Raw genomic sequence first — 19,582 nt, forward strand, 5'->3', positions numbered from 1 at the left:
TTTTATAGAAAACAATTCCTCCTGTGTTACAATGTAGGCAGCTGGAAAAGCAGCTGAAAGGAGAGATACATATGAAAAAATTAACAGCTACTATGGGAGCCGTATTATTAGCAGGAGGAGTGCTGGCTGCCTGCTCAGGTGATGAAGAGCCTGCTAAAACGGAGGAAAAGCCAGCTGAACAAGAGCAAGAGACGGAACAAACAGCTGATAAAGCAGTAGAACAGGAAGAGAACAAGGAGACTGCCGCTCCGGAAACAGAAAAGCCTGAACCAGCCGCTGAAACTGCTGATCAGCCGGAGCAGCCGGCTGAAACGGAAGAGCCGGCAGCGGGTGAAAATACGAAACCAGCTGCACCTGCCGAAGGAGAGCAGCCAAAAGTGGAGGAACCAGCAAAAGAAGGTACGGAAGTGACCGGTAAGTACAACGGCATGGCGGATCCTCACTCGGTGGAAATCGAAGTGGAAGGACAGCCTCGCGTGTTCCAAATGAATCCGGAAGGACCGGAAGCAAAGAAATTTGGCAGCATGGAAGAGGGAACGGAAGTCACCTTCGTTTATAAAAAAGACGGCGAACAATTAGTCATTCAAGAACTGAAATAAGACAAGAGAAGCATGCTCTTTTTATATTACAATCCTGTATGATATGCAGGATTTTTTTTATTCTGCTAAAGGTCCGCTTTCGTCCATATTCGCTTTAAAAGTAAAGTTTAGGAGAATGTCACTTAGATAAAGATGGTTTACTTAAAAAAGGGGCTGTGAACGAAGAAATTTTTATCCGGAAACGGGATTAAATCAGGAAAAAACGGGAATAGCAGAAGATAAATGATCACTTTTCTTGGAGGAAAAACGATGAATACCTCAGGGATGCTAAGACGCTATCTTGCGCGAGTCATGGATAATGAAAGTTACTTTTATCATGTTATCCACTGCGTGGAGAGCCAGCTGGATGATTGGGGGCATGAAGCAGTGCTGCTATTCAACTGGATGGACGCGGTGAAAGAGATTTCGATGACGTTTTTTATTGATGGCCGGCTGTTTTTGCTGCAGATTAGCAAAGAGCAAGCTGCCCGGCTGCAGTCGCAAAATGCTTATCAATTAGACCGCTGTATTTGGGAGCAGTTAATGGAACAGGGCTTTCAATTAAAAAACAGCTCCTACATTGAAAAGGCGTTTTGTTAGGAGAGACGGTTATTAGAAAGGCCGGCGAAGATGTTCGCCGGCCAGAATATTATTCTCGGATTTGTCCGCTTCCTCTTACTAATGATTTGACGGTTGTAAGGGCGCGCAATCCCATAGGTCCGCGGGCATGAAGCTTTTGTGTGCTGATTCCAATTTCCGCTCCGTAGCCAAACTGCTCTCCATCTGTAAAGCGGGTGGAGGCGTTATGATAAAGCACGGCCGCATCGAGCGCGCGAAAGAACCAGTCAACATTCTCCGGCGTTTCAGACACGATGGCTTCTGAATGCTTCGTTCCATATTGATTAATATGTGAGACGGCAGCGGCGACATTGTCGACTGTTTTTACAGCGATCACTGGAGCCAAGTATTCTGTGGACCAGTCTGCCTCTGCTGCTTCTTTCACAAAGCTGTATTCAGCGGATAGCCGGAGATCTCCGCGGATTTCCACCTGATGTTCATGTAAGGCGGTTAAGAGGGCTGCTTGATGAGGCCAATTTTTATGCAGCAACAAGGTTTCCGCGGCGTTACATACAGATGGGCGCTGTGTTTTCGCGTTGACGGCGATTTGAATCGCCATTTCCTTTTCCGCGCTTTCATCAATAAACAGATGACAATTCCCCACGCCGGTTTCGAGAACCGGCACTGTCGCCTGACGAATGACGGCTTGAATGAGACCCGCTCCTCCGCGCGGAATCAGGACATCTAAATATTCGTTTAACTGAAACATTTTACTGGCTGTTTCTCTGCTTGTATCTGTTAACAGCTGCAGCGCGTCGGAAGGGATAGGGGATGACTGCAGGGCGGCTTTCATTACTTTGGCCAGCGCTTGGTTAGAATGAGCAGCCGATGAGCTTCCGCGCAGAAGCACGGCGTTGCCGGCTTTTAAGCATAGGGCTGCTGCGTCAACTGTTACGTTAGGCCGCGCCTCATAAACCATACCGATCACCCCCAGCGGCACGCGGATCGTTTCGATGTTTAACCCGTTTTGAAGCGTCCATTCTTCCACCGTTTCTCCGACAGGGTCTTTCAGCGCAATCAGCTGGCGAACCCCTTCAGCCATTTGAGCAATTCGCTCCTCAGTTAACCGCAAGCGATCCAATAGAGCGGGAGAATAACCGGAGGCTGCGCCAAGCTCCATATCCTTGGCGTTTTCTTGTAAAATGTAATCGGAATGATCCGCCACCGCTTTGGCTATGCTTTCTAACCCTCGGTTCTTTTCGTCTTCAGACAATAAAGCCATTTGAAAAGAGGACTGCTTTAGCAGCTTTGCTTTTTCAATCAATTCACTCACTGATATTCTCTCCTATTCATTAATTGATTAAATTCGTAGCAACCCAATTATCCCGATGAATGACTTCAGCGCGCTCATTGATGGAATACTTTTGAGCTTCGGAGCTGGCTGTTCCCTTGATTTTTTCCAGGTCGACAGAGGAGTAAAACACTTGGCCTTTGCCGATCACTTCTCTGTCCTCATTCATCACGTTGACCACATCCATCGCGTAAAATAAACCTTCTACAGCTGTCACGCCGGCAGGGAGAAGGCTTTTTCCTTTCTTTAGAAGCGCTTGCTGCGCCCCGCGGTCGACTATGACATTTCCAGCGGTTTTAGCGTGATGAGCAATCCACTGTTTTTTCATTTGCATATGCGTTTGGAACGGCGAACCGATATAAGTCCCGCTGCCTTTACCTTCAAGGACATCCATCAATTTATTAGGGCCGCTGCCCGTTCCGACAAATACAGGAACACCAAGCGATAAAGCTTTGTTAGCCGCAATCAGTTTGGATTTCATGCCTCCCGTGCCAATGGAAGTCCCGCTGTCTCCAGCAAAGGAAAGCAGCTCCTCAGTTACTTGAGGAATGAAGTTAAATCGTTTCGCATCCGGGTTTGTTTTCGGATTGCAGTCGTAAAGGCCGTCGATATCCGTCAAGATCACAAGAGCATCGGCTTGCACAAAGCCGCTGACAAGCGCAGACAGCATATCGTTGTCCCCGTACGTCAGTTCCTCAATGGAGATGCAGTCGTTTTCGTTAATGATCGGGACAGCGTCTGCCCGGAGAAGCTCCAGCATGGCTGTATAAAAATTTTGAAAGCGTCCGCGGCTGTAAAAGTCTTCTTTCGTAAGAAGCATCTGAGCAGCTACCAGCTGAAACGGGGCGAATAATGAAATATACTTTTGAATGAGAAGGCTCTGGCCGACGGCAGCCGCCGCTTGTTTAGCTGCTGTTGTTTTTGGACGCGAACGGTAGCCAAGTGATTTAAACCCGGCTGCGATCGCTCCGGAGGAAACAACGATAACCTCATGCCCCCGCTGCTTCATTGTTGCGATGGCTTGCACATGATCCATAATCTTACTTTCCACAATGTTTCCTTGTTCATCCGTTAAGGAGCTGCTTCCAATTTTAACGACGACTCGGCATTTTTTCACAATCAATCATCCTTTTATCAAATTAAAAAAAAGCACGCCCCTGCATCCTGTAAAAGGACGGAGGGCATGCTTTTTCCGCGGTACCACCTTTTTTGGCGCTTGACGCGCCCGCTTTACACCCGTAACGAGGGAAACGGCTTATGTTTTCATAAGCGATGCAGCGAAGGGCAGGTTCAATAGGCTTTCCGCGAGGAGCTTTTCAGCCGATGAGCTCCATTCTCTGGCGCGTTCCACTTATTTACTATTCCCTTCATCGTTCGTATATTAATAATTATTCACCATTATCTATGAATTTTATATTTTGTCAAGAGGTAAATGACTGCTTGTTTGAATGATTAGCAGGTCAGCGCTTTGCTATCCGCTTATTATGACAGCATAGAAAGAAAGCGGCCGTTTGAAAAAAGATGAAAAGGAGGGAACCTGAAAAAGGTTCGCCTCGCTTCCCGATTACCGTTTATAAGTGAAAAGGCAGGAGCTTACCACCAAGCACTTTCCGTATATCCGCATTTTATGCAAGTGCTGACAAACTCTGTTTTTTTAAATTCATGAACACATCTTTGCTGCAAGGCGGCTAATTCTTGCTTCAGCTGCCAAAGCTGTTTTTCGAGCGAATAAATTTCCTGCTTTAATACAGTGGCAGAGCTTACAGTCGTTCTTTTTTCGGCTGTCATTGATAAAGCTCAGCTCCAGCATGTCGAAACTCAGCGGCTTTTTCTTTCAATCCTTGTTCAACCTCCATCTCCCTAATGTTATGGGAAATCTTCATGCTGCAGAATTTCGGGCCGCACATGGAACAGAAGTGAGCGGTTTTGGCTCCTTCAGCGGGAAGGGTTTCATCGTGAAAGGACAGCGCTCGTTCAGGGTCAAGCGACAGATTGAACTGGTCGCGCCAGCGAAATTCAAAGCGGGCCTTAGATAGTGCATGATCGCGGAGGTCTGCGCCGGGATGCCCTTTGGCAAGATCCGCTGCATGAGCAGCGATTTTGTAAGTAACAACCCCTTCGCGGACGTCCTCTTTATTCGGAAGGCCGAGATGTTCCTTCGGCGTCACATAGCACAGCATGGCCGTTCCATATGACGCAATCATAGCTGCCCCGATTGCCGAAGTGATGTGATCATACCCCGGAGCGATATCCGTTGTCAAAGGACCTAATGTATAAAAGGGAGCTTCCATGCAAATATCTAATTGCTTGTCCATATTTTCTTTAATTTTGTGCATCGGCACATGTCCGGGCCCTTCAATCATTACTTGAACATCATGCTTCCACGCAATCTTCGTTAATTCGCCCAAAGTTTCTAATTCAGCAAACTGAGCTTCATCATTAGCGTCCGCAATGGATCCGGGACGCAGTCCGTCACCTAATGAGAAAGAGACATCGTAAGCTTTCATGATTTCACAAATCTCTTCAAAATGGGTATACAAGAAGTTTTCTTGGTGATGAGCAAGGCACCACTGAGCCATGATCGAGCCGCCGCGAGAGACGATGCCTGTTGTTCTCTTCGCTGTCAATGGGATGTAAGGCAAGCGCACGCCGGCGTGAATGGTGAAATAATCCACTCCTTGCTCTGCTTGTTCAATGAGCGTATCCCGGAATACTTCCCAGTTTAAATCTTCTGCTACACCGTTTACTTTTTCAAGTGCTTGATAAATTGGAACGGTGCCGACGGGAACGGGACAGTTGCGGATAATCCATTCTCTTGTATGGTGAATGTTTTTTCCAGTTGAGAGATCCATCATCGTATCGGCGCCCCAGCGGATGGCCCATGTCATCTTTTCCACCTCTTCATCAATGGAAGAGGTGACTGCGGAATTGCCGATATTGGCGTTGATTTTCACTAGGAAATTACGGCCGATAATCATCGGCTCACACTCCGGGTGGTTAATATTAGCCGGAATAATCGCTCTCCCTTCCGCTACTTCTTTGCGGACAAATTCTGGGTCGACATTTTCTCTAAGCGCGATAAATTCCATCTCGGCTGTAATGATCCCTTTGCGGGCATAATGCATTTGTGTGACGTTTCGGCCGGGCTTCGCTGTCAGCGGTTTGCGCTTTAATCCGGGAAAAGCCAGCTCTTGGCCCAAGTCTTTCTTCTTGTAGCCATTATCTTCTGGCTTAGTTGTCCGGCCGCTGTATTCTTCGCTGTCTCCGCGGTTCATTATCCATTGCTTGCGCAAAGGAGGCAATCCGGCTTTAATATTTATATTTGCTTGCGGATCTGTGTAGGGGCCGCTCGTATCGTACACGCGCACGGGCGGATTTTCCTCTTCACCCCGTGCGGTTACTGTGGGAGATAAGCTTATTTCTCTGAAAGGAACACGAATATCGAATCGTTCCCCTTGCACATATACTTTTTTACTAGCAGGAAAATGTTCCATTACAGACTTGTCTTTTTCTTGCTCTTGCCATTTTACCATCGTTCTATTCCTCCTTTTGATAGAAAAGTGCGGAACCCGATCTACAGCAGCATGAAAAAAACCGGATCCTGTATCGATACAGGACCCGGTTAAGCTGTCAGTCTTTAAGCAGCGAAATGCTGCCAAAAAGCAGATGCTAACTTCCCCACGCTGGTATGAACCAGATCAGGTCCTGAGGGTTAAGAAACAGATACGGTTTCTCTCTCAGCCCAGCACCCTGGACACCCCTAGTTTGAAAATATTCACTTCTCTTACAATGTATATCATCTATCCGCGTTTGTAAAGAATGAAATGAACATAGACTGCAACCTTACTATTCCTTGCAGGGTATTTAAGGTTGAGAAAGAATAATAATATAGTAAAGAGGATTGAAAAGAAGCAGCTCGAGCATGAATTTGGCTTACAGGATGAGGGGAAAGTTCTTGGCAGCGGTTCACTCAACACTAAAAGCAGCAGGGATTTAACAAAATAAGGTTTGTTTATATGAGCACCACGGGAAAATGTTCTAACGAAAGCAGCGTGTATTTATGAAAGGAGACTGAGACAAGTGGAAAGAAAGAAAGTCGATGTGGTCATAGTAGGTGGCGGCCCAGCTGGGTTAAACGCTGCTCTTGTGCTCGGGCGCGCTCGCCGCCAAGTGGCAATTATCGATAAAGGCACGCCAAGAAATCGAATCACTTTACAATCCCATGGTTTCTTGACGAGAGATGGAGTGAGCCCTTTAGAATTTCGTCAAGCAGCCTTTCAACAGTTAAGCCATTACCCCAATATACATATTTTAAAAGATGAAGCGACAGATGTTTATCATGAACATAAATTATTTCGGACCGTCATAGCGCGCGGAGACGAGCTGATTAGCAGAAAACTCATTTTCGCGACGGGCATGGTCGATCATCTTCCCTCCATTCCGGGAATTGATGAGGTTTACGGAAAAACGGTATTCCATTGTCCATATTGCGATGGCTGGGAGAGAAGGGGGGAGCCGCTGGCTGTTATCGGAAACGGGGATGGCTTCATGTCCTATATTAAGGAAATATACAATTGGTCTCGGGATTTAATAATTTTCACTGACGGCCCTTCGAAGCTCTCGCAGAAAGAGAAGCAGGATATTAAAGCGCATCATCTTCCATTAATTGAAGAGCCGGTTGCCAAGCTTCATTCATCTGACGGGCAATTAAAGGCTGTAGAGCTTCAAAACGGGACATGCATTCCGCGCAAAGGAGGATTTCTCCTGAGCACAGAGGAACGGCAAGCATCAATGATTCCGAACAAGCTAGGAGTTCCTTTAACGAAAGCGGGTACTTATGAAACGCTGGAGCATGGTCAGACAGCTGTTGAGGGATTGGCTGTTATCGGGGATGCGAAGAATAAATTTACCGGTTTAATCGGCGCTGCGAGCCAAGGATATGAAGTAGCCGTTGCTATAAATCAAGAATTTATTGAGGAGAACTGGCAACGGTAAACCGCTGCTTTCTTGCTGGTTTAAGATAGAATTGTCAGAAAAGCTCGTCATTTGTTGAAAGGTTTTTACTGAAAAAGATCAGAAAATTAGAGATAGTATAAGGAGGGAGAGGATGTTTGTGGAAAATAAAACAATGTTAACAATTAAAACGGACAGTTTATTGGATTGGCTTTTGACTCACAGCAATGATCTGGTCTTTGCGATGAACAAGGAAGGGTTAATACTGATGGCAAATCCTGTTTTTACAATGGTTACTGGCTACGATCCAAAAGAGCAGAAGTTGTTTATTCGGGACATTTGTGATGAGCAGGACACAGAGCAGGTTCGGGCAGTGCTGAATACGGCGCCTTTCAATCAGACTAGCGCTGTCATTACCTCCGAGATTAAGCATAAAAACGGTTACAAATTATTATACAAATGGAGCATTACTTACGATTCTGAAAACGGGATCTTTTTTTTAATTGGAGATGAAATATCCTTCTGCAACAGCTGGTTTGATGCTTTTATGTCTACAACGAGCGATCCCGTCTATATCTTTAACCGGGAAGGAAAAATCATTCTAGCAAATGAGGCCTTTGAGAAAAGCTACGGCTGGGCACTAAAGGAATTAAAGGGGAAGATTCTCCCCATTATCCCATTCCACTTAAAGGATGAATTTAGGTTTTTAAAAGAAAAGCTGGTGTCAGGCGAAAAAATTCGCAACTACAAAACGATACACCAAAGAAAAGACGGCTCTTTAATTCATGCAAAAATTTCGGCCACGCCGGTATATGAAACCAACGGGCAGTTCGTAGCCGCTATCGGCGTTACTAGAAATATTACGGGAAGAATTGAAGCGGCTCTTCTTCTCGATCGGACAGCAGAGGAGTTAAAGGAAAATGAAAAGAAGTTTATGGAGCTGTCTGAAAATATTAACGACATTTTATGCATTTTTGATTTTTCCATTCATCAAGCCGTGTATATTAGCGCATCTTACGAAAAAATACTCGGGCATTCGAAGGAATCATTTTATAAGAATTATAGAATTTTTCTAAAGTGCATTCATCCGGATGATAAAAAGAAATTTATACAATTTGCTCTAAAGCAAAGCTTGGATTCGGAGATCGAATACCGGGTGTATCACAAGGACGGCTCTGTAAAGTGGCTGCGGTCCAGAAAGGCGCCGATCGTTGATGAAAAGAATCCGCACCGATTGCTGACGGTCACTCAGGATATATCCAGCCTAAAGGAAAAAGAGCTGCTGCTGAACAAAAAGGATAAACTTGGAGCTGTAGGGCAATTAGCCGCGGGAATTGCTCATGAGGTGAGGAACCCATTAACTGCCATTAAAGGATTTACGCAGCTGTGGGGGCAGGAGACTCACCATAAATATAGTGAGATCATTCTTTCGGAACTGGAGCGGATCGAATCAATTATGCAAGAGTTTTTAATGCTGGCAAAGCCTCATCAAGAGACCAAATTTGCAATCCAAAACATCAATAAAATTGTCCAAGAGACTGCTGAGTTTATGAAACCCGAAGCGCTGCTGCACAATGTGGAGCTGAAAACGGAACTAAGAAAGCATCTCCCAGCAGTGAAGTTGGAAGAAAAACAAATAAAGCAAGTGCTGTTAAATTTAATTAAGAATGCGATTGACGCTATGCCCGAAGGCGGTAATTTGCTGGTTCGTACGAGGTGCGCAAACGATGAATTTGTATGCTTGGAGGTCATTGATGAAGGAGTGGGAATTTCCCAAGACCGGATTCCGAGGCTGGGTGAGCCGTTTTATTCCAATAAAGAAAAGGGAACGGGTCTGGGCTTGATGGTCAGCTTTAAAATCATTGAACATCATCAAGGCAAAATCTTTTTCGAAAGCGAAGAAAAGAAAGGGACCAAAGTGGAAATTCGTTTGCCGGCCTATAAGTGAAAGCCAACGATAAATTCCTTGCTGCAACAGGCGAGGATTTATTTTTTTAATTTTTAGTAATACATAATGTGCAAAATTCAAATAAAAATATAAAAAATAAAGCAATTAAATTAAAGAATGAACAATCCGCTGCCATGCGCGATAATTAGGACGATAAGAAAAAAGAATAATTTTTTTCTCGTTTCCTATTGTTAAAAGATTCGAAAAAATTGTAATATAGTAAGTATATAAATAATTGGCCGCCAATTTGGCCAAATATATAATCAGCAAGGAGATAATACAATGAGAGAACAACGCATTCAAGTAAACCTTAGTACTGAAAGAAAGCCTAAGCCGCAGACGGATCAGTTAGGGTTTGGAAAGATTTTCACGGATCACATGTTTGTGATGGATTACACAGATGAATTAGGTTGGCATGATCCTAAAATTATTCCTTATCAGCCCCTCACTTTAGATCCGGCATCGATGATCTTTCACTACGGGCAAACCGTGTTTGAAGGAATGAAGGCTTATTTAACGAGCGATAACCGTATTTTGCTATTTAGACCTGAACGAAATATGCAAAGGTTAAACCGTTCAAACGACCGGCTGTGCATTCCGAGAATTGACGAGGAGTTTGCCTTGGAAGCGTTGAAACAATTAATACTGGTCGATAAAGAATGGATTCCGAAGGCAGAGGGCACATCGCTTTACATTCGGCCATTTATTGTTGCGACAGAACCATTTTTAGGTGTACATCCATCCAGCAGCTACAAGTTTGTGATAATTTTATCACCGGTAGGTTCTTATTATAAAGAAGGGATTCAGCCCGTAAAAATCCTTGTTGAGAACGCATTTGTCCGAGCGGTAGCGGGCGGAACGGGGGAAGCCAAAACAGCGGGCAACTATGCAGCCAGTTTGAAAGCACAAGAAACGGCCAGTTTAAAGAAGTATTCCCAGGTGCTGTGGCTGGATGGTATAGAGAAAAAATATATCGAAGAAGTCGGCAGCATGAACGTCTTCTTTAAAATCAATGGAGAAATTATTACCCCGGAACTGAATGGAAGTATTCTGCAGGGGGTTACCCGGGATTCGGTGATTCAATTGCTAAGACATTGGGGATTAACGGTATCCGAAAGAAAGATCTCGATGCAGGAGGTGTATGATGCCTATCATGCGGGGCAGCTAGAAGAAGCATTCGGCACAGGCACGGCGGCTGTTATTTCACCGATTGGAGAGTTTTTCTGGAACGATGAACAGCTGTTGATTCATAACGGCCAAACAGGAGAAGTAGCCAAGCGGTTATATCATACATTAACCGGCATTCAAAATGGCACAGAACCGGACCCATTTAATTGGGTCACGGAAGTTGGACAGGAAGTTCCTGCTAAATAAGAAGAAGCTGCTCAAAGAAAGTGACAGCTGGAGGAGAATGATTCATGTTCCTCCAGCTGTTTTCATTCCTCGCAACTTAAGGGCGAATCATGACGCGTGTTCCAATTGGAACTATTCGGGATAACTCTAATACATCTTTATTATACATACGGATACAGCCTTTGGAAACGTATTTTCCTATGGAGGCAGGGTTGTTTGTTCCATGGATTCCATACGACTTCTTAGATAATCCCATCCACATCGCTCCGTAAGGCCCGCCCGGATTGGGAGCTTTATTAATAATGACGAAATCGCCAACGGGCGTCTTGCTCAGCATTTTTCCTACGCCAACAGGGTAAACCTTAACCGTTTTTCCTTTACTCGTTATGAGTGTAAGGGTTCTTTTCGACAGGGACACTTTCAGTTTATATGGCAAAGTCCCAGGCGAGGGCAGATGAGGGATTCTTACTTTTTCTCCAATATGGAGAATAGTAGGATCAATATGGGGATTGGCGGCTATTAGAGCTGTCAGCGGCACACGATAATTTTGTGAAATAGCAAAGAGTGTTTCTCCCGCTTTGATTGTATGAAAGATGTTCATCACCTGCTTTTCTTCCATCATTAAAAGATTCCTACTAAGTATGTATTCCCTTTCTGACCTGAATATGATGAATTGTCTGTTCTTTTAACCAAATCAAAAGAAGCGGGGAAAGCCGCTTCTTCGTATTGTTATTCCATTCAGACTAGGGTGCCAGCCAAGCAGTCGCTACCAGCAAGCTCGTCGTTTTCTTTGCTTAAAAGGAGCTGAATGAATTCCTCAACCACTGGTGGAAGGTAACGGTTTTTTACGGTCATTAAATAGATTGTCCGATAAAGAGATTCATTTTGTATCGGTTTATAAACCAGCTCTGTGCTATGGTAGCTTTTCACTGAATTGATAGGAAGCAAGGCGATTCCAACATTTTGCTCGATTAAACGGCAAGCCATCTCAAAGCGCTCGATTTCATATTGAATAATTGGCGTTAAATTATGTTTTTTAAACAGCTGAAACATATTCTCCTGGGTTTGCAGACCGTGATTGCTGACGATGAAAGACTCGGATACTAAATCGTCCACGCAAATTTGCTCATAACCGGCTAATCGATGGTGACGGTTCATTACAAGCACCAGCGGTTCCGTATACAGCTCTTTGGAGCAAATGATATCCGATTTAATTCGTTGATTGGTAATCACGAAATGAACATCGAGACGATTTAACGCTTGTTCGATTCCTTCTATTGTCAGCATTTCAATTAATTCAACCTTTAACCGCGGATGCTCTTTCGTATAAGCAGCGATGACGGCTGGAAGCCAATTGCGGACCGATTCGATCAGTCCAATTGATAATTTTCCTTCCCCCATTTGCTGAATTTCTTCAATCTCCATTTGGATGTTATGAACATGCTGCAGAATTTCTCGCGCGCGAATGTAAAAGCGCTCTCCCGATTCCGTTAATTCAATGCCTTTTGACGTTCGCTGAAATAATAAAAATTTCAGTTCTTCTTCCAGCTTCTTAATAGAGTGACTCAAAGAGGGCTGTGAAATATGCAGAATCTTTGCCGCTTTTGATATGTTTTTTTCTTGTGCTGTGACGACAAAATAATATAATTTTCGAAAGTCCATAAGATGCTCCTTTATTCAGATATAAACAAAATCTATATCAGTATTGAAAGGTAGTATTAGTATGTATATATAATATTTTGTATAATGGAATAAGTCAAATCGATAGAATGCAACACTAACAGCTAGGGGTGTTATTTATGGAATTTAATCAAGTCACAAGTTTATTTTTGGCAGTACTGATTTTCTTAATTGGTTCTTTTATAGTCAAAAGAGTCGCTTTTTTCGATAAATTTTGCATACCGGCTCCTGTCGTAGGCGGGCTGCTCTTCGCGATCATGGTAACCATTCTCAACAAGCTAAACATTGTAGAAATCACGATCGATACCTCATTGCAAAGTTTATTTATGCTCGCCTTCTTTACAACAGTAGGCTTAGGGGCAAGCACGACATTGATCAAAATAGGCGGGAAGTTGTTACTTGTCTATTGGGGGATGTGCACCATCCTCGCTTTCATGCAGAACGCGATCGGCATTTCATTAGCTAATATCATGGATATTAATCCGCTGATTGGTATTTTATGCGGTGCGGTTTCTATGGAAGGCGGGCATGGCGGTGCAGCCGCATACGGAAGCACCATAGAAAAAATCGGACTGTCTACGGCTACAACAATTGGACTTGCTGCCGCCACGCTTGGTCTTGTATTTGGAGGTCTTGTTGGCGGACCGGTCGCTAAATATTTAATGAAGAAGTATAATTTAGCGTCGGATGCCGTCGATGTGAAAAAATGGGAAGGGCCGAAAAAACATCATGTTGAACGCTTAGCCGATGAACGCACTTGGATGGCTCAGCTGTTCTTAGTGACGTTTTGTATGGCGCTCGGTTCTTACGCCAGTGAATTATTTGCCAGCACAACCGACTTAACGCTGCCTGGATATGTAGGAGCGATGATTGTGGCGGTTATTGTGCGCTTTATTATTGACCGATTCAATGACGATTTCATTAATATGCCTACTGTCCATGTGATCGGCGATTTGTCATTAAACATCTTTTTAGCCATGGCGCTTATGAGCATCAAGCTTTGGGAAATCGCGGATCTAGCATTGCCTTTGCTGCTAATCATTGTCGTTCAAGTCATTTTCATCACGATTTTCAGTATCTTTATTCTATTCCGCGTGCTCGGGAAGAATTACGATGCGGCCGTTATGGTCAGCGGATTTATTGGACATGGTCTTGGGGCAACACCAAATGCGATGGCGAATATGTCCGCTATCACTTCAAAATTTGGCCCCTCAAGAAATGCTTTCTTGATCGTGCCCATTGCCGGATCTTTCCTAATCGATATCGTTTCGATGCCTATTATATTAACCAGCATTGAGCTAGTGAAGTAGAGGCCAGGACATAATTGAATTTACTCTCATTAAAGCCGAACTATTACGAAACTCTAAATTAGAGTTTTAAATAATAGTTCGGCTTTTTTATTAGCTGAAGACCTTTTGTCCCAGCCTCACTGTTCCTTTTAGTTCTCAGGAGATGTTTCTCCATATTCTTCGTTGATGCGTTTATCATACTCACTTTTAAATGATCGAAAATTGACATTTATCACACCTCCATTATATTTTCAATTCGCAAATATATTTTTTGAAAAAATATAAATTTTCAATATTAATCAAGGGATGAGTCGTACAGATGCCGCAGAGAAATTAGATATTTCTAGAATGGCCCTGTACCGCAAGATGCAACAAGATGCTATAGCCAACTGATAATCTAACTGAGTAATTACATTATTAATTCACAAAGATGTTAGCATGACAAGAAAATATTCCCATCTAACATCCATTGAGCTATCGCACCCTATAGACAAGGTGTTTTTCCAGAAAAAAGTGCATAGAAATGCAAAGTTTTCCACATAGTTAGTCATCGATGAATATTTCCAGTTATTTTGTTCATAACTGAGATTCGTCAAGCGATGACTTTCACCAACATAGTTTATGACGAGGCATGATGAATCAGACGGTCCACGTCGGACAGCATGATTCCATTGATAGGTTTCCAGATATTTTTCTTCTAAAAAATATCTTATCATCGGTTTTATATCATTTAGTCGGCGGGACCTCTTAAAGCCATCATCAGTGCGTGCTCCATTTTTGCACCTTCCTTAGAAAAATTCAAAAAAATAACAATCGAGGGAGCTGGTAAATGATCTAGCTTTCTTTATTTCATTCTATGTAAATTGTTCTGGCTGCATAACCGCGCATAAGAACACTTATGCGCGGTTATATAGTATAATAAGATAAAGTGAAACTTCAAACAGCAGGGCGTCTCATTGGCCGCTGTGTTGAAAAGAAGAACAAAGGCAGGTCAGGTGTTTAGGTGCCGTAATCTCCTGCTTAGACTTTTGATCCCTGTTTCCTCACTTGAAAGGAAAGAAATGCGGCATAGACAGCAGATGGAAGGAAGATGAGCATGCATACATATGACAGACTCCTGCAATGGTATGAGGAAGAGCTGTTAATTTTTGAAACACATATGGATAATAAAGAGTATTCTGTTTTTACCATCGACAATTATAAAAGGGATATTCTTTTATTTCTTGATTTCTTGACGCGAAAAAAACAAGGGAAGGTAGAGTTGGAGGGGACGAAGAAGATTCATTTAACGCTATTTTTGAATGAATTGAAAGCAAAGCGCGGAAACTCGGCCGCCACTCGTAACCGCCGGCTGACTGCTCTTCGTTCATTTTTTAAATGTTTGATGGACTATGAGCTGGTTAGCCACAATCCTGCTTCCGATCTGGAGGCAGCTAAAGAAACAAAAGGAAGGCTGCCGGTGTATCTGGAAAAAGAGGAGTTAAAATTATTTTTCCGGCAAATAGAGAGTGTGTCGCAGAAGCTATATATTAAACGCAATAAAGTGATGATGGGGCTAATGGCATTTGCTGGCTTGCGTGTAACGGAAATACATCACCTTAATTTATCGGCGATTCATTATGAGCAGCACGCCATCACAGTGCGGGGAAAAGGAAACAAAATGCGCTTTCTTCCTCTTTCTAAGCTATTATTTCAAGAATTAACCAGTTACATAGAGAAAGAAAGGATATACCCGATGAAGGGACATGAAGACGCTGTTTTCATTTCACGAAGAGGCAAGAGGATTTCCCGCAGAAGAATTCAAGAAATCACCGAAAGAATCCAGCAGAGCTTAAGCGAGCAACCGGACCTTGCTGGCTGGCACGGCAAAAAGGTCTCCAGCCATAAGCTGCGCCATTCCTTCGCAACCCATTTAGTCCGGGAAGGCAAGGATATCCGCACTGTCCAAGAGCTTTTAGGGCATACCAATTTAAATACCACTCAGAAGTATACTCATGTATCTGATAAACAAAAAGAGCGAGCGATGGATATTGATGTTGCTTCCTATTTATATGAATAAATGAAGATGGCGCATATTCAGGAAATCCCCTTTTTCAATAAAGGAAAATATGATAGTATACTAGTATAAATCCACTAGGGGTGTCGATAGACTGAGAGAGGGATGACCTCAACTCTTGGAACCTGATCTGGTTTATACCAGCGTAGGGAAGTGCGATCAGTACGAATAGGAAATCGTTTATACGGTTTCAGCCTGTTGTACGATACACCCCCCTTGGATAAAGAAAGGGGATTTTTTTATGGATAGAACTAGATTGGTAACGATGATCGAAATAGCGGTCATGGCAGGTTTGGCGCACATTTTAAGCTATGTGAAGTTTGAAGCCTTGTGGGCCTTTGGCGGCTCCATTTCCCTTGTCATGGTTCCCGTTTTTTTGATGGCTTTTCGCCGCGGCTGGAAAGCGGGCGTTACTACGGGTTTAATCGTTGGATGCCTTGGATTGATGTTTGGAGGATATATCGTTCATCCGATTCAGCTCGTGCTCGATTATCCGCTGGCATTTGCCGTACTGGGCTTTGCCGGGATAGTTTCGTCAAAAGAGGCCTTAAGTGCAGGCAAGATCATTGGCGGATTGCTTCTCGGCACGCTTCTTCGATTGCTTTGCCATTTTATATCGGGCATTGTGTGGTTCGGTGAAGCAGCTCCGGAAGACTGGCCGGTCGCCTTATATTCACTTGCTTACAATGCTTCTTATTTAATTCCGGAAATGCTTGTTACGGCCGTAGCCTTAGTCTTTTTACTGAATGCCTCGCCAAGCTTCTTTAAGCATCATATTCAATCAGTCAATCGCTCAGCAAGCGTTTAAAGAAAACGATTAGAAAGCACAGACCCGTTTTGGCTGTCTGTGCTTTTTTTATTCAAAAATAATGAAATAAGGAAAAGGGGAAACATGATGAAATTAGTATCTTGGAATGTCAATGGTTTGCGTGCTTGTGTTCGGAAAGGGTTTTTAGATTATTTTCATGCAGTCGATGCTGATCTCTTTTGTGTGCAGGAAACGAAGTTGCAGGAGGGACAGATTGAACTGAATTTGAAGGGGTATGATCAATTTTGGAATTATGCGGAGAAAAAAGGATATTCGGGAACGGCGGTGTTTACGAAAATTCCGCCTTTGTCGGTTTCATACGGGATAGGCGAACAGGAAGATGAAAAAGAAGGGCGAATTATTACACTGGAGTTTGCCAATTTTTTTGTCGTCAATGTATACACACCGAATGCTAAGCGGGATCTTTCAAGGCTGGCCGAACGATTGAATTGGGAAGATCGCATGCGGAATTACTTGAAATATTTAAATGAAAAAAAGCCTGTCATCCTCTGCGGGGATTTAAATGTTGCCCATCAGGCCATTGATTTAAAAAATGATCGATCCAACCGAGGAAACTCCGGCTTTACGGATGAAGAACGGCAGAAGATGAGTCAATTACTCGAGGAAGGGTTTGTCGATACTTTCCGTCACTTTTATCCAGATCGGGACGATGCTTATTCTTGGTGGTCGTATATGAATAAAGTGAGAGAAAGAAATATTGGCTGGCGCATTGATTACTTTATTGTTTCGGAAGGACTCGTCCCCATGCTTAAAGATGCGGCCATTCATTCTCACATTCTCGGCAGCGACCACTGCCCAGTCTTATTAGAGCTTAGAGCATGATATACAGAAGCGTGGGCTCCTTTGGCAAAGCAGGGGGGAATAGCAGATACTCCTTTAGCGTATGATAAGCACCGAACGGCTTTTCCCTCCTGCTATTGCGGCAGGAGGGGCGCTAATCTACGGTGTTAGCCCGTTTTCCCGCAAACGGGCTATTCTTTTCTGTTCTAACAATATTTTTCCGCGGTCAAGCGAGTGTGATGCTGCTCTTCAAACTTTACGATCACTTATTATATCGTATGTATTTTTCCTTTATCTATCCCTTCAAACAGAAGGGATAGAACGTCAATAATATTAGAATTATTACTCCTCAGTAAACAGAAAATTAAAAATTATAAGTAATTGTTAATGCTGTGTAAAAATAAGGAATAAACACTTCTATTTCCCTGCAAATCTAGTATGATAAATATGTAATTTGATTGTCACTTTAAAGGAGGAATGGAAAGTGAAAAGTTTAAAGCAATGGCTTATGTTAATGATGGCTGCACTTATGATCTTAGGTGTTGCCACAGGGTGTAACAACGACGACAATAATGACGACACGAACACAGAAGAAACAAATACTGAAGAAACAGAAGATACAAGCACGGATGAAGGTACAGAAGACGATGCAACAGAAGATGATACCGCTGATGACAATGCGGATGATACGGAAGAAAGCAAATAATAAGAAACGCTTTAGCAAAAAACCTGAATCGGTGCCGATTCAGGTTTTTTAATGTCTTGAGCTTGATATTCCTATTATCATAGAAGAAAGCATGAGCTATAATAAATATGGGTGATTATATGGAAGAAACAATTAAGCAATGGATTGCAGCTTTTCAGCAGCAAGGAGATCAAGAAGCATTAGAACATTTAAGGGAAGCTTGCTGGCCGGTTGTGGAGCGGCTGATTGATCAGCTGGCAATGAAACATGGTGCAGAAATAGAAAAACTGCTTTGCGAAAAGGGAATGGAGCGCTTTCCGTTCATCTTTAGCAAATACCAGCTAGAGGTACAGCTGCCTTTGGAAACTTTCTTAACTAACACGTACCGCTTTTATTTTATGCAAGTGTTAAATGAACATCAAAGTAAAAAAGAAACCTGATCAAGTAAGATCAGGTTTCTTTTTCTTTGACTCAGGTCTGATAAATGATGTCCGCCGCTAAATTACTGAAGAATTCACCGACCAGTGAATCTTCATCATATACGGAGTTCCCTGTGTTTTCTTCCGGTTGTGCAAAGGGAATCCGGGCAATGACGCCGGCTTTCAACTGTTTAGCAAGCGCATCGCCGCCGCCCTTGCCGAATAAGTACTTTTTGTGACCGTCTTCATCTTCATAATACGCCATGTTTTCAACAACCCCCAGTATTTCATGCTTCGTATGCTTGGCCATAACACCAGCTCTGGAAGCTACATGGGAAGCAGCGCTGTGAGGGGTGGTCACAATGATCTCCTTCGCTTGGGGAATCATAGCTGCTACATCAATGGCGACATCTCCTGTACCAGGAGGAAGGTCTAAAAGAAGGTAGTCCAGCTCTCCCCAATGCGTGTTCACTAAAAAGTTGCGGATCCACTTATTCAGCATCGGACCGCGCCACATCACCGGCTGATTATCATTGGTAAAGAAGCCCATGGACATGACTTTCACGCCGTTGCTGACTGCAGGAATGGCTGTTTGTTCAATCATAGTCGGCTTCTGCTCAATTTGCATCATAGCCGGAATGCTGAAGCCGTAGATATCCGCATCTAAAATCCCTACTCGTTTGCCTAATCTGGCTAAAGCTGCTGCAAGATTAATCGTGACGGTTGATTTTCCTACGCCGCCTTTGCCGCTTGTTACGGCGATGAAAGTCACGCCAGAATCCGGGCGCAGCATTTTCGGCATGCCCGTTTCCGTCACGGCTTCTTTCTTTAGGGATGCCGTTAATGCTTGGCGTTCTTCAGCAGACATTGCGCCAAACGTTACGGATACACTGGATGCTCCAGCCGCTTTAAGCGCTTCTTCGATATCTTGCTGAATTTTCGCTTTTAGCGGGCAGCCCTGAATGGTTAAAACTACTTCAAGCTGAACATGTTGACCTTCTGTTTGTATGTTTCTAACCATATTTAATTCTACGATGCTTTTATGAAGCTCCGGGTCATGTACGCCGGTAAGAGCTTGCAAAACTTGATCCTTCGTTAACATT

At 43.5% G+C, this 19,582-nt stretch carries 19 protein-coding genes, 1 pseudogene and 2 riboswitches; of the genes and pseudogenes, 13 read left to right on the forward strand and 7 right to left on the reverse strand.

All coding sequences use genetic code 11. The features are described from left to right. The first annotated feature begins 71 nt into the window (after positions 1 to 71). On the forward strand, positions 72 to 599 hold the full coding sequence (locus tag CEF20_RS06860; protein ID WP_100331103.1) for a hypothetical protein: 528 nt from the start codon (positions 72 to 74) through the stop codon (positions 597 to 599). Between the two features lie 249 nt (positions 600 to 848). Beyond that, positions 849 to 1,178, forward strand: coding sequence for a hypothetical protein (locus tag CEF20_RS06865; RefSeq protein ID WP_100331104.1), 330 nt, complete (start codon positions 849 to 851; stop codon positions 1,176 to 1,178). 49 nt (positions 1,179 to 1,227) lie between these two features. On the opposite strand, the gene CEF20_RS06870 is transcribed toward CEF20_RS06865, so the two are convergent. The 4 genes from CEF20_RS06870 to thiC form a co-directional block, all read right to left on the reverse strand. Beyond that, complete coding sequence (locus CEF20_RS06870; RefSeq protein WP_100331105.1) at positions 1,228 to 2,469, reverse strand: glutamate-5-semialdehyde dehydrogenase; 1,242 nt, start codon at positions 2,467 to 2,469, stop codon at positions 1,228 to 1,230. 19 nt (positions 2,470 to 2,488) lie between these two features. Further along, positions 2,489 to 3,604, reverse strand: coding sequence for a glutamate 5-kinase (gene proB / locus CEF20_RS06875; protein WP_100331106.1), 1,116 nt, complete (start codon positions 3,602 to 3,604; stop codon positions 2,489 to 2,491). Between the two features lie 476 nt (positions 3,605 to 4,080). After that, on the reverse strand, positions 4,081 to 4,275 hold the full coding sequence (locus tag CEF20_RS06880; protein ID WP_100331107.1) for a hypothetical protein: 195 nt from the start codon (positions 4,273 to 4,275) through the stop codon (positions 4,081 to 4,083). Beyond that, the gene (gene thiC / locus CEF20_RS06885; RefSeq protein WP_100331108.1) at positions 4,272 to 6,020 is read right to left on the reverse strand and encodes a phosphomethylpyrimidine synthase ThiC; all 1,749 of its coding nucleotides are present in this window, start codon (positions 6,018 to 6,020) and stop codon (positions 4,272 to 4,274) included. The genes CEF20_RS06880 and thiC overlap by 4 nt, the downstream gene beginning before the upstream one ends. Positions 6,021 to 6,145: 125 nt before the next feature. Continuing rightward, a riboswitch (TPP riboswitch) is annotated at positions 6,146 to 6,259 on the reverse strand. A 98-nt stretch (positions 6,260 to 6,357) separates the two neighbouring features. Between thiC and CEF20_RS17295 the strand changes: the two genes are divergently transcribed. The 4 genes from CEF20_RS17295 (at position 6,358) to CEF20_RS06900 (ending at position 10,762) form a co-directional block, all read left to right on the forward strand. Beyond that, positions 6,358 to 6,492 carry a hypothetical protein gene (locus CEF20_RS17295; protein ID WP_269799216.1) on the forward strand — a complete coding sequence of 45 codons (135 nt, stop codon included), beginning with the start codon at positions 6,358 to 6,360 and terminating at the stop codon, positions 6,490 to 6,492. A gap of 75 nt (positions 6,493 to 6,567) precedes the next feature. After that, positions 6,568 to 7,482, forward strand: a complete 915-nt coding sequence (locus CEF20_RS06890) for an NAD(P)/FAD-dependent oxidoreductase (protein WP_100331109.1) — start codon at positions 6,568 to 6,570, stop codon at positions 7,480 to 7,482. Positions 7,483 to 7,594: 112 nt separating this feature from the next. Further along, positions 7,595 to 9,388 carry a PAS domain S-box protein gene (locus CEF20_RS06895; RefSeq protein ID WP_100331110.1) on the forward strand — a complete coding sequence of 598 codons (1,794 nt, stop codon included), beginning with the start codon at positions 7,595 to 7,597 and terminating at the stop codon, positions 9,386 to 9,388. A gap of 282 nt (positions 9,389 to 9,670) precedes the next feature. Continuing rightward, positions 9,671 to 10,762: a branched-chain amino acid aminotransferase gene (locus tag CEF20_RS06900; RefSeq protein WP_100331111.1), complete on the forward strand. Its 1,092-nt coding sequence runs from the start codon at positions 9,671 to 9,673 to the stop codon at positions 10,760 to 10,762. A 76-nt stretch (positions 10,763 to 10,838) separates the two neighbouring features. Here the strand turns inward: CEF20_RS06900 and CEF20_RS06905 are convergent, their stop codons facing one another. Both CEF20_RS06905 and CEF20_RS06910 read right to left on the reverse strand, forming a co-directional pair. Continuing rightward, entirely contained in the window at positions 10,839 to 11,363 is a 525-nt protein-coding gene (locus CEF20_RS06905) for a L,D-transpeptidase family protein (RefSeq protein WP_232713391.1), read from the reverse strand. 116 nt (positions 11,364 to 11,479) lie between these two features. Beyond that, on the reverse strand, positions 11,480 to 12,403 hold the full coding sequence (locus tag CEF20_RS06910) for a LysR family transcriptional regulator (RefSeq protein ID WP_100331112.1): 924 nt from the start codon (positions 12,401 to 12,403) through the stop codon (positions 11,480 to 11,482). A 137-nt stretch (positions 12,404 to 12,540) separates the two neighbouring features. Between CEF20_RS06910 and gltS the strand changes: the two genes are divergently transcribed. From gltS to CEF20_RS06945, 7 genes and pseudogenes are all read left to right on the forward strand, one after another. Further along, on the forward strand, positions 12,541 to 13,731 hold the full coding sequence (gene gltS, locus CEF20_RS06915; protein WP_100331113.1) for a sodium/glutamate symporter: 1,191 nt from the start codon (positions 12,541 to 12,543) through the stop codon (positions 13,729 to 13,731). A gap of 264 nt (positions 13,732 to 13,995) precedes the next feature. Further along, positions 13,996 to 14,103: pseudogene (locus CEF20_RS06920) on the forward strand (helix-turn-helix domain-containing protein); the annotation flags it as partial. Between the two features lie 697 nt (positions 14,104 to 14,800). After that, the gene (locus tag CEF20_RS06925; protein ID WP_100331114.1) at positions 14,801 to 15,769 is read left to right on the forward strand and encodes a tyrosine-type recombinase/integrase; all 969 of its coding nucleotides are present in this window, start codon (positions 14,801 to 14,803) and stop codon (positions 15,767 to 15,769) included. 66 nt (positions 15,770 to 15,835) lie between these two features. Further along, positions 15,836 to 15,935, forward strand: a riboswitch (TPP riboswitch). Positions 15,936 to 16,007: 72 nt separating this feature from the next. Next, complete coding sequence (gene thiT, locus CEF20_RS06930) at positions 16,008 to 16,574, forward strand: energy-coupled thiamine transporter ThiT (RefSeq protein WP_100331115.1); 567 nt, start codon at positions 16,008 to 16,010, stop codon at positions 16,572 to 16,574. Between the two features lie 87 nt (positions 16,575 to 16,661). Continuing rightward, positions 16,662 to 17,417 carry an exodeoxyribonuclease III gene (locus CEF20_RS06935; RefSeq protein WP_100331116.1) on the forward strand — a complete coding sequence of 252 codons (756 nt, stop codon included), beginning with the start codon at positions 16,662 to 16,664 and terminating at the stop codon, positions 17,415 to 17,417. Between the two features lie 442 nt (positions 17,418 to 17,859). Continuing rightward, on the forward strand, positions 17,860 to 18,081 hold the full coding sequence (locus CEF20_RS06940) for a hypothetical protein (protein ID WP_232713392.1): 222 nt from the start codon (positions 17,860 to 17,862) through the stop codon (positions 18,079 to 18,081). Between the two features lie 119 nt (positions 18,082 to 18,200). Next, positions 18,201 to 18,500 (forward strand): hypothetical protein, encoded by a 300-nt coding sequence (locus CEF20_RS06945; protein ID WP_100332033.1) that lies wholly within the window; start codon positions 18,201 to 18,203, stop codon positions 18,498 to 18,500. 31 nt (positions 18,501 to 18,531) lie between these two features. On the opposite strand, the gene CEF20_RS06950 is transcribed toward CEF20_RS06945, so the two are convergent. Beyond that, positions 18,532 to 19,581 carry a P-loop NTPase gene (locus CEF20_RS06950; protein WP_100331117.1) on the reverse strand — a complete coding sequence of 350 codons (1,050 nt, stop codon included), beginning with the start codon at positions 19,579 to 19,581 and terminating at the stop codon, positions 18,532 to 18,534. Position 19,582 lies beyond the last annotated feature (1 nt).

Origin of the sequence: Bacillus xiapuensis, from assembly GCF_002797355.1 — a bacterium.
GTDB classification, from domain to species: Bacteria; Bacillota; Bacilli; order Bacillales; family Domibacillaceae; genus Bacillus_CE; species Bacillus_CE xiapuensis.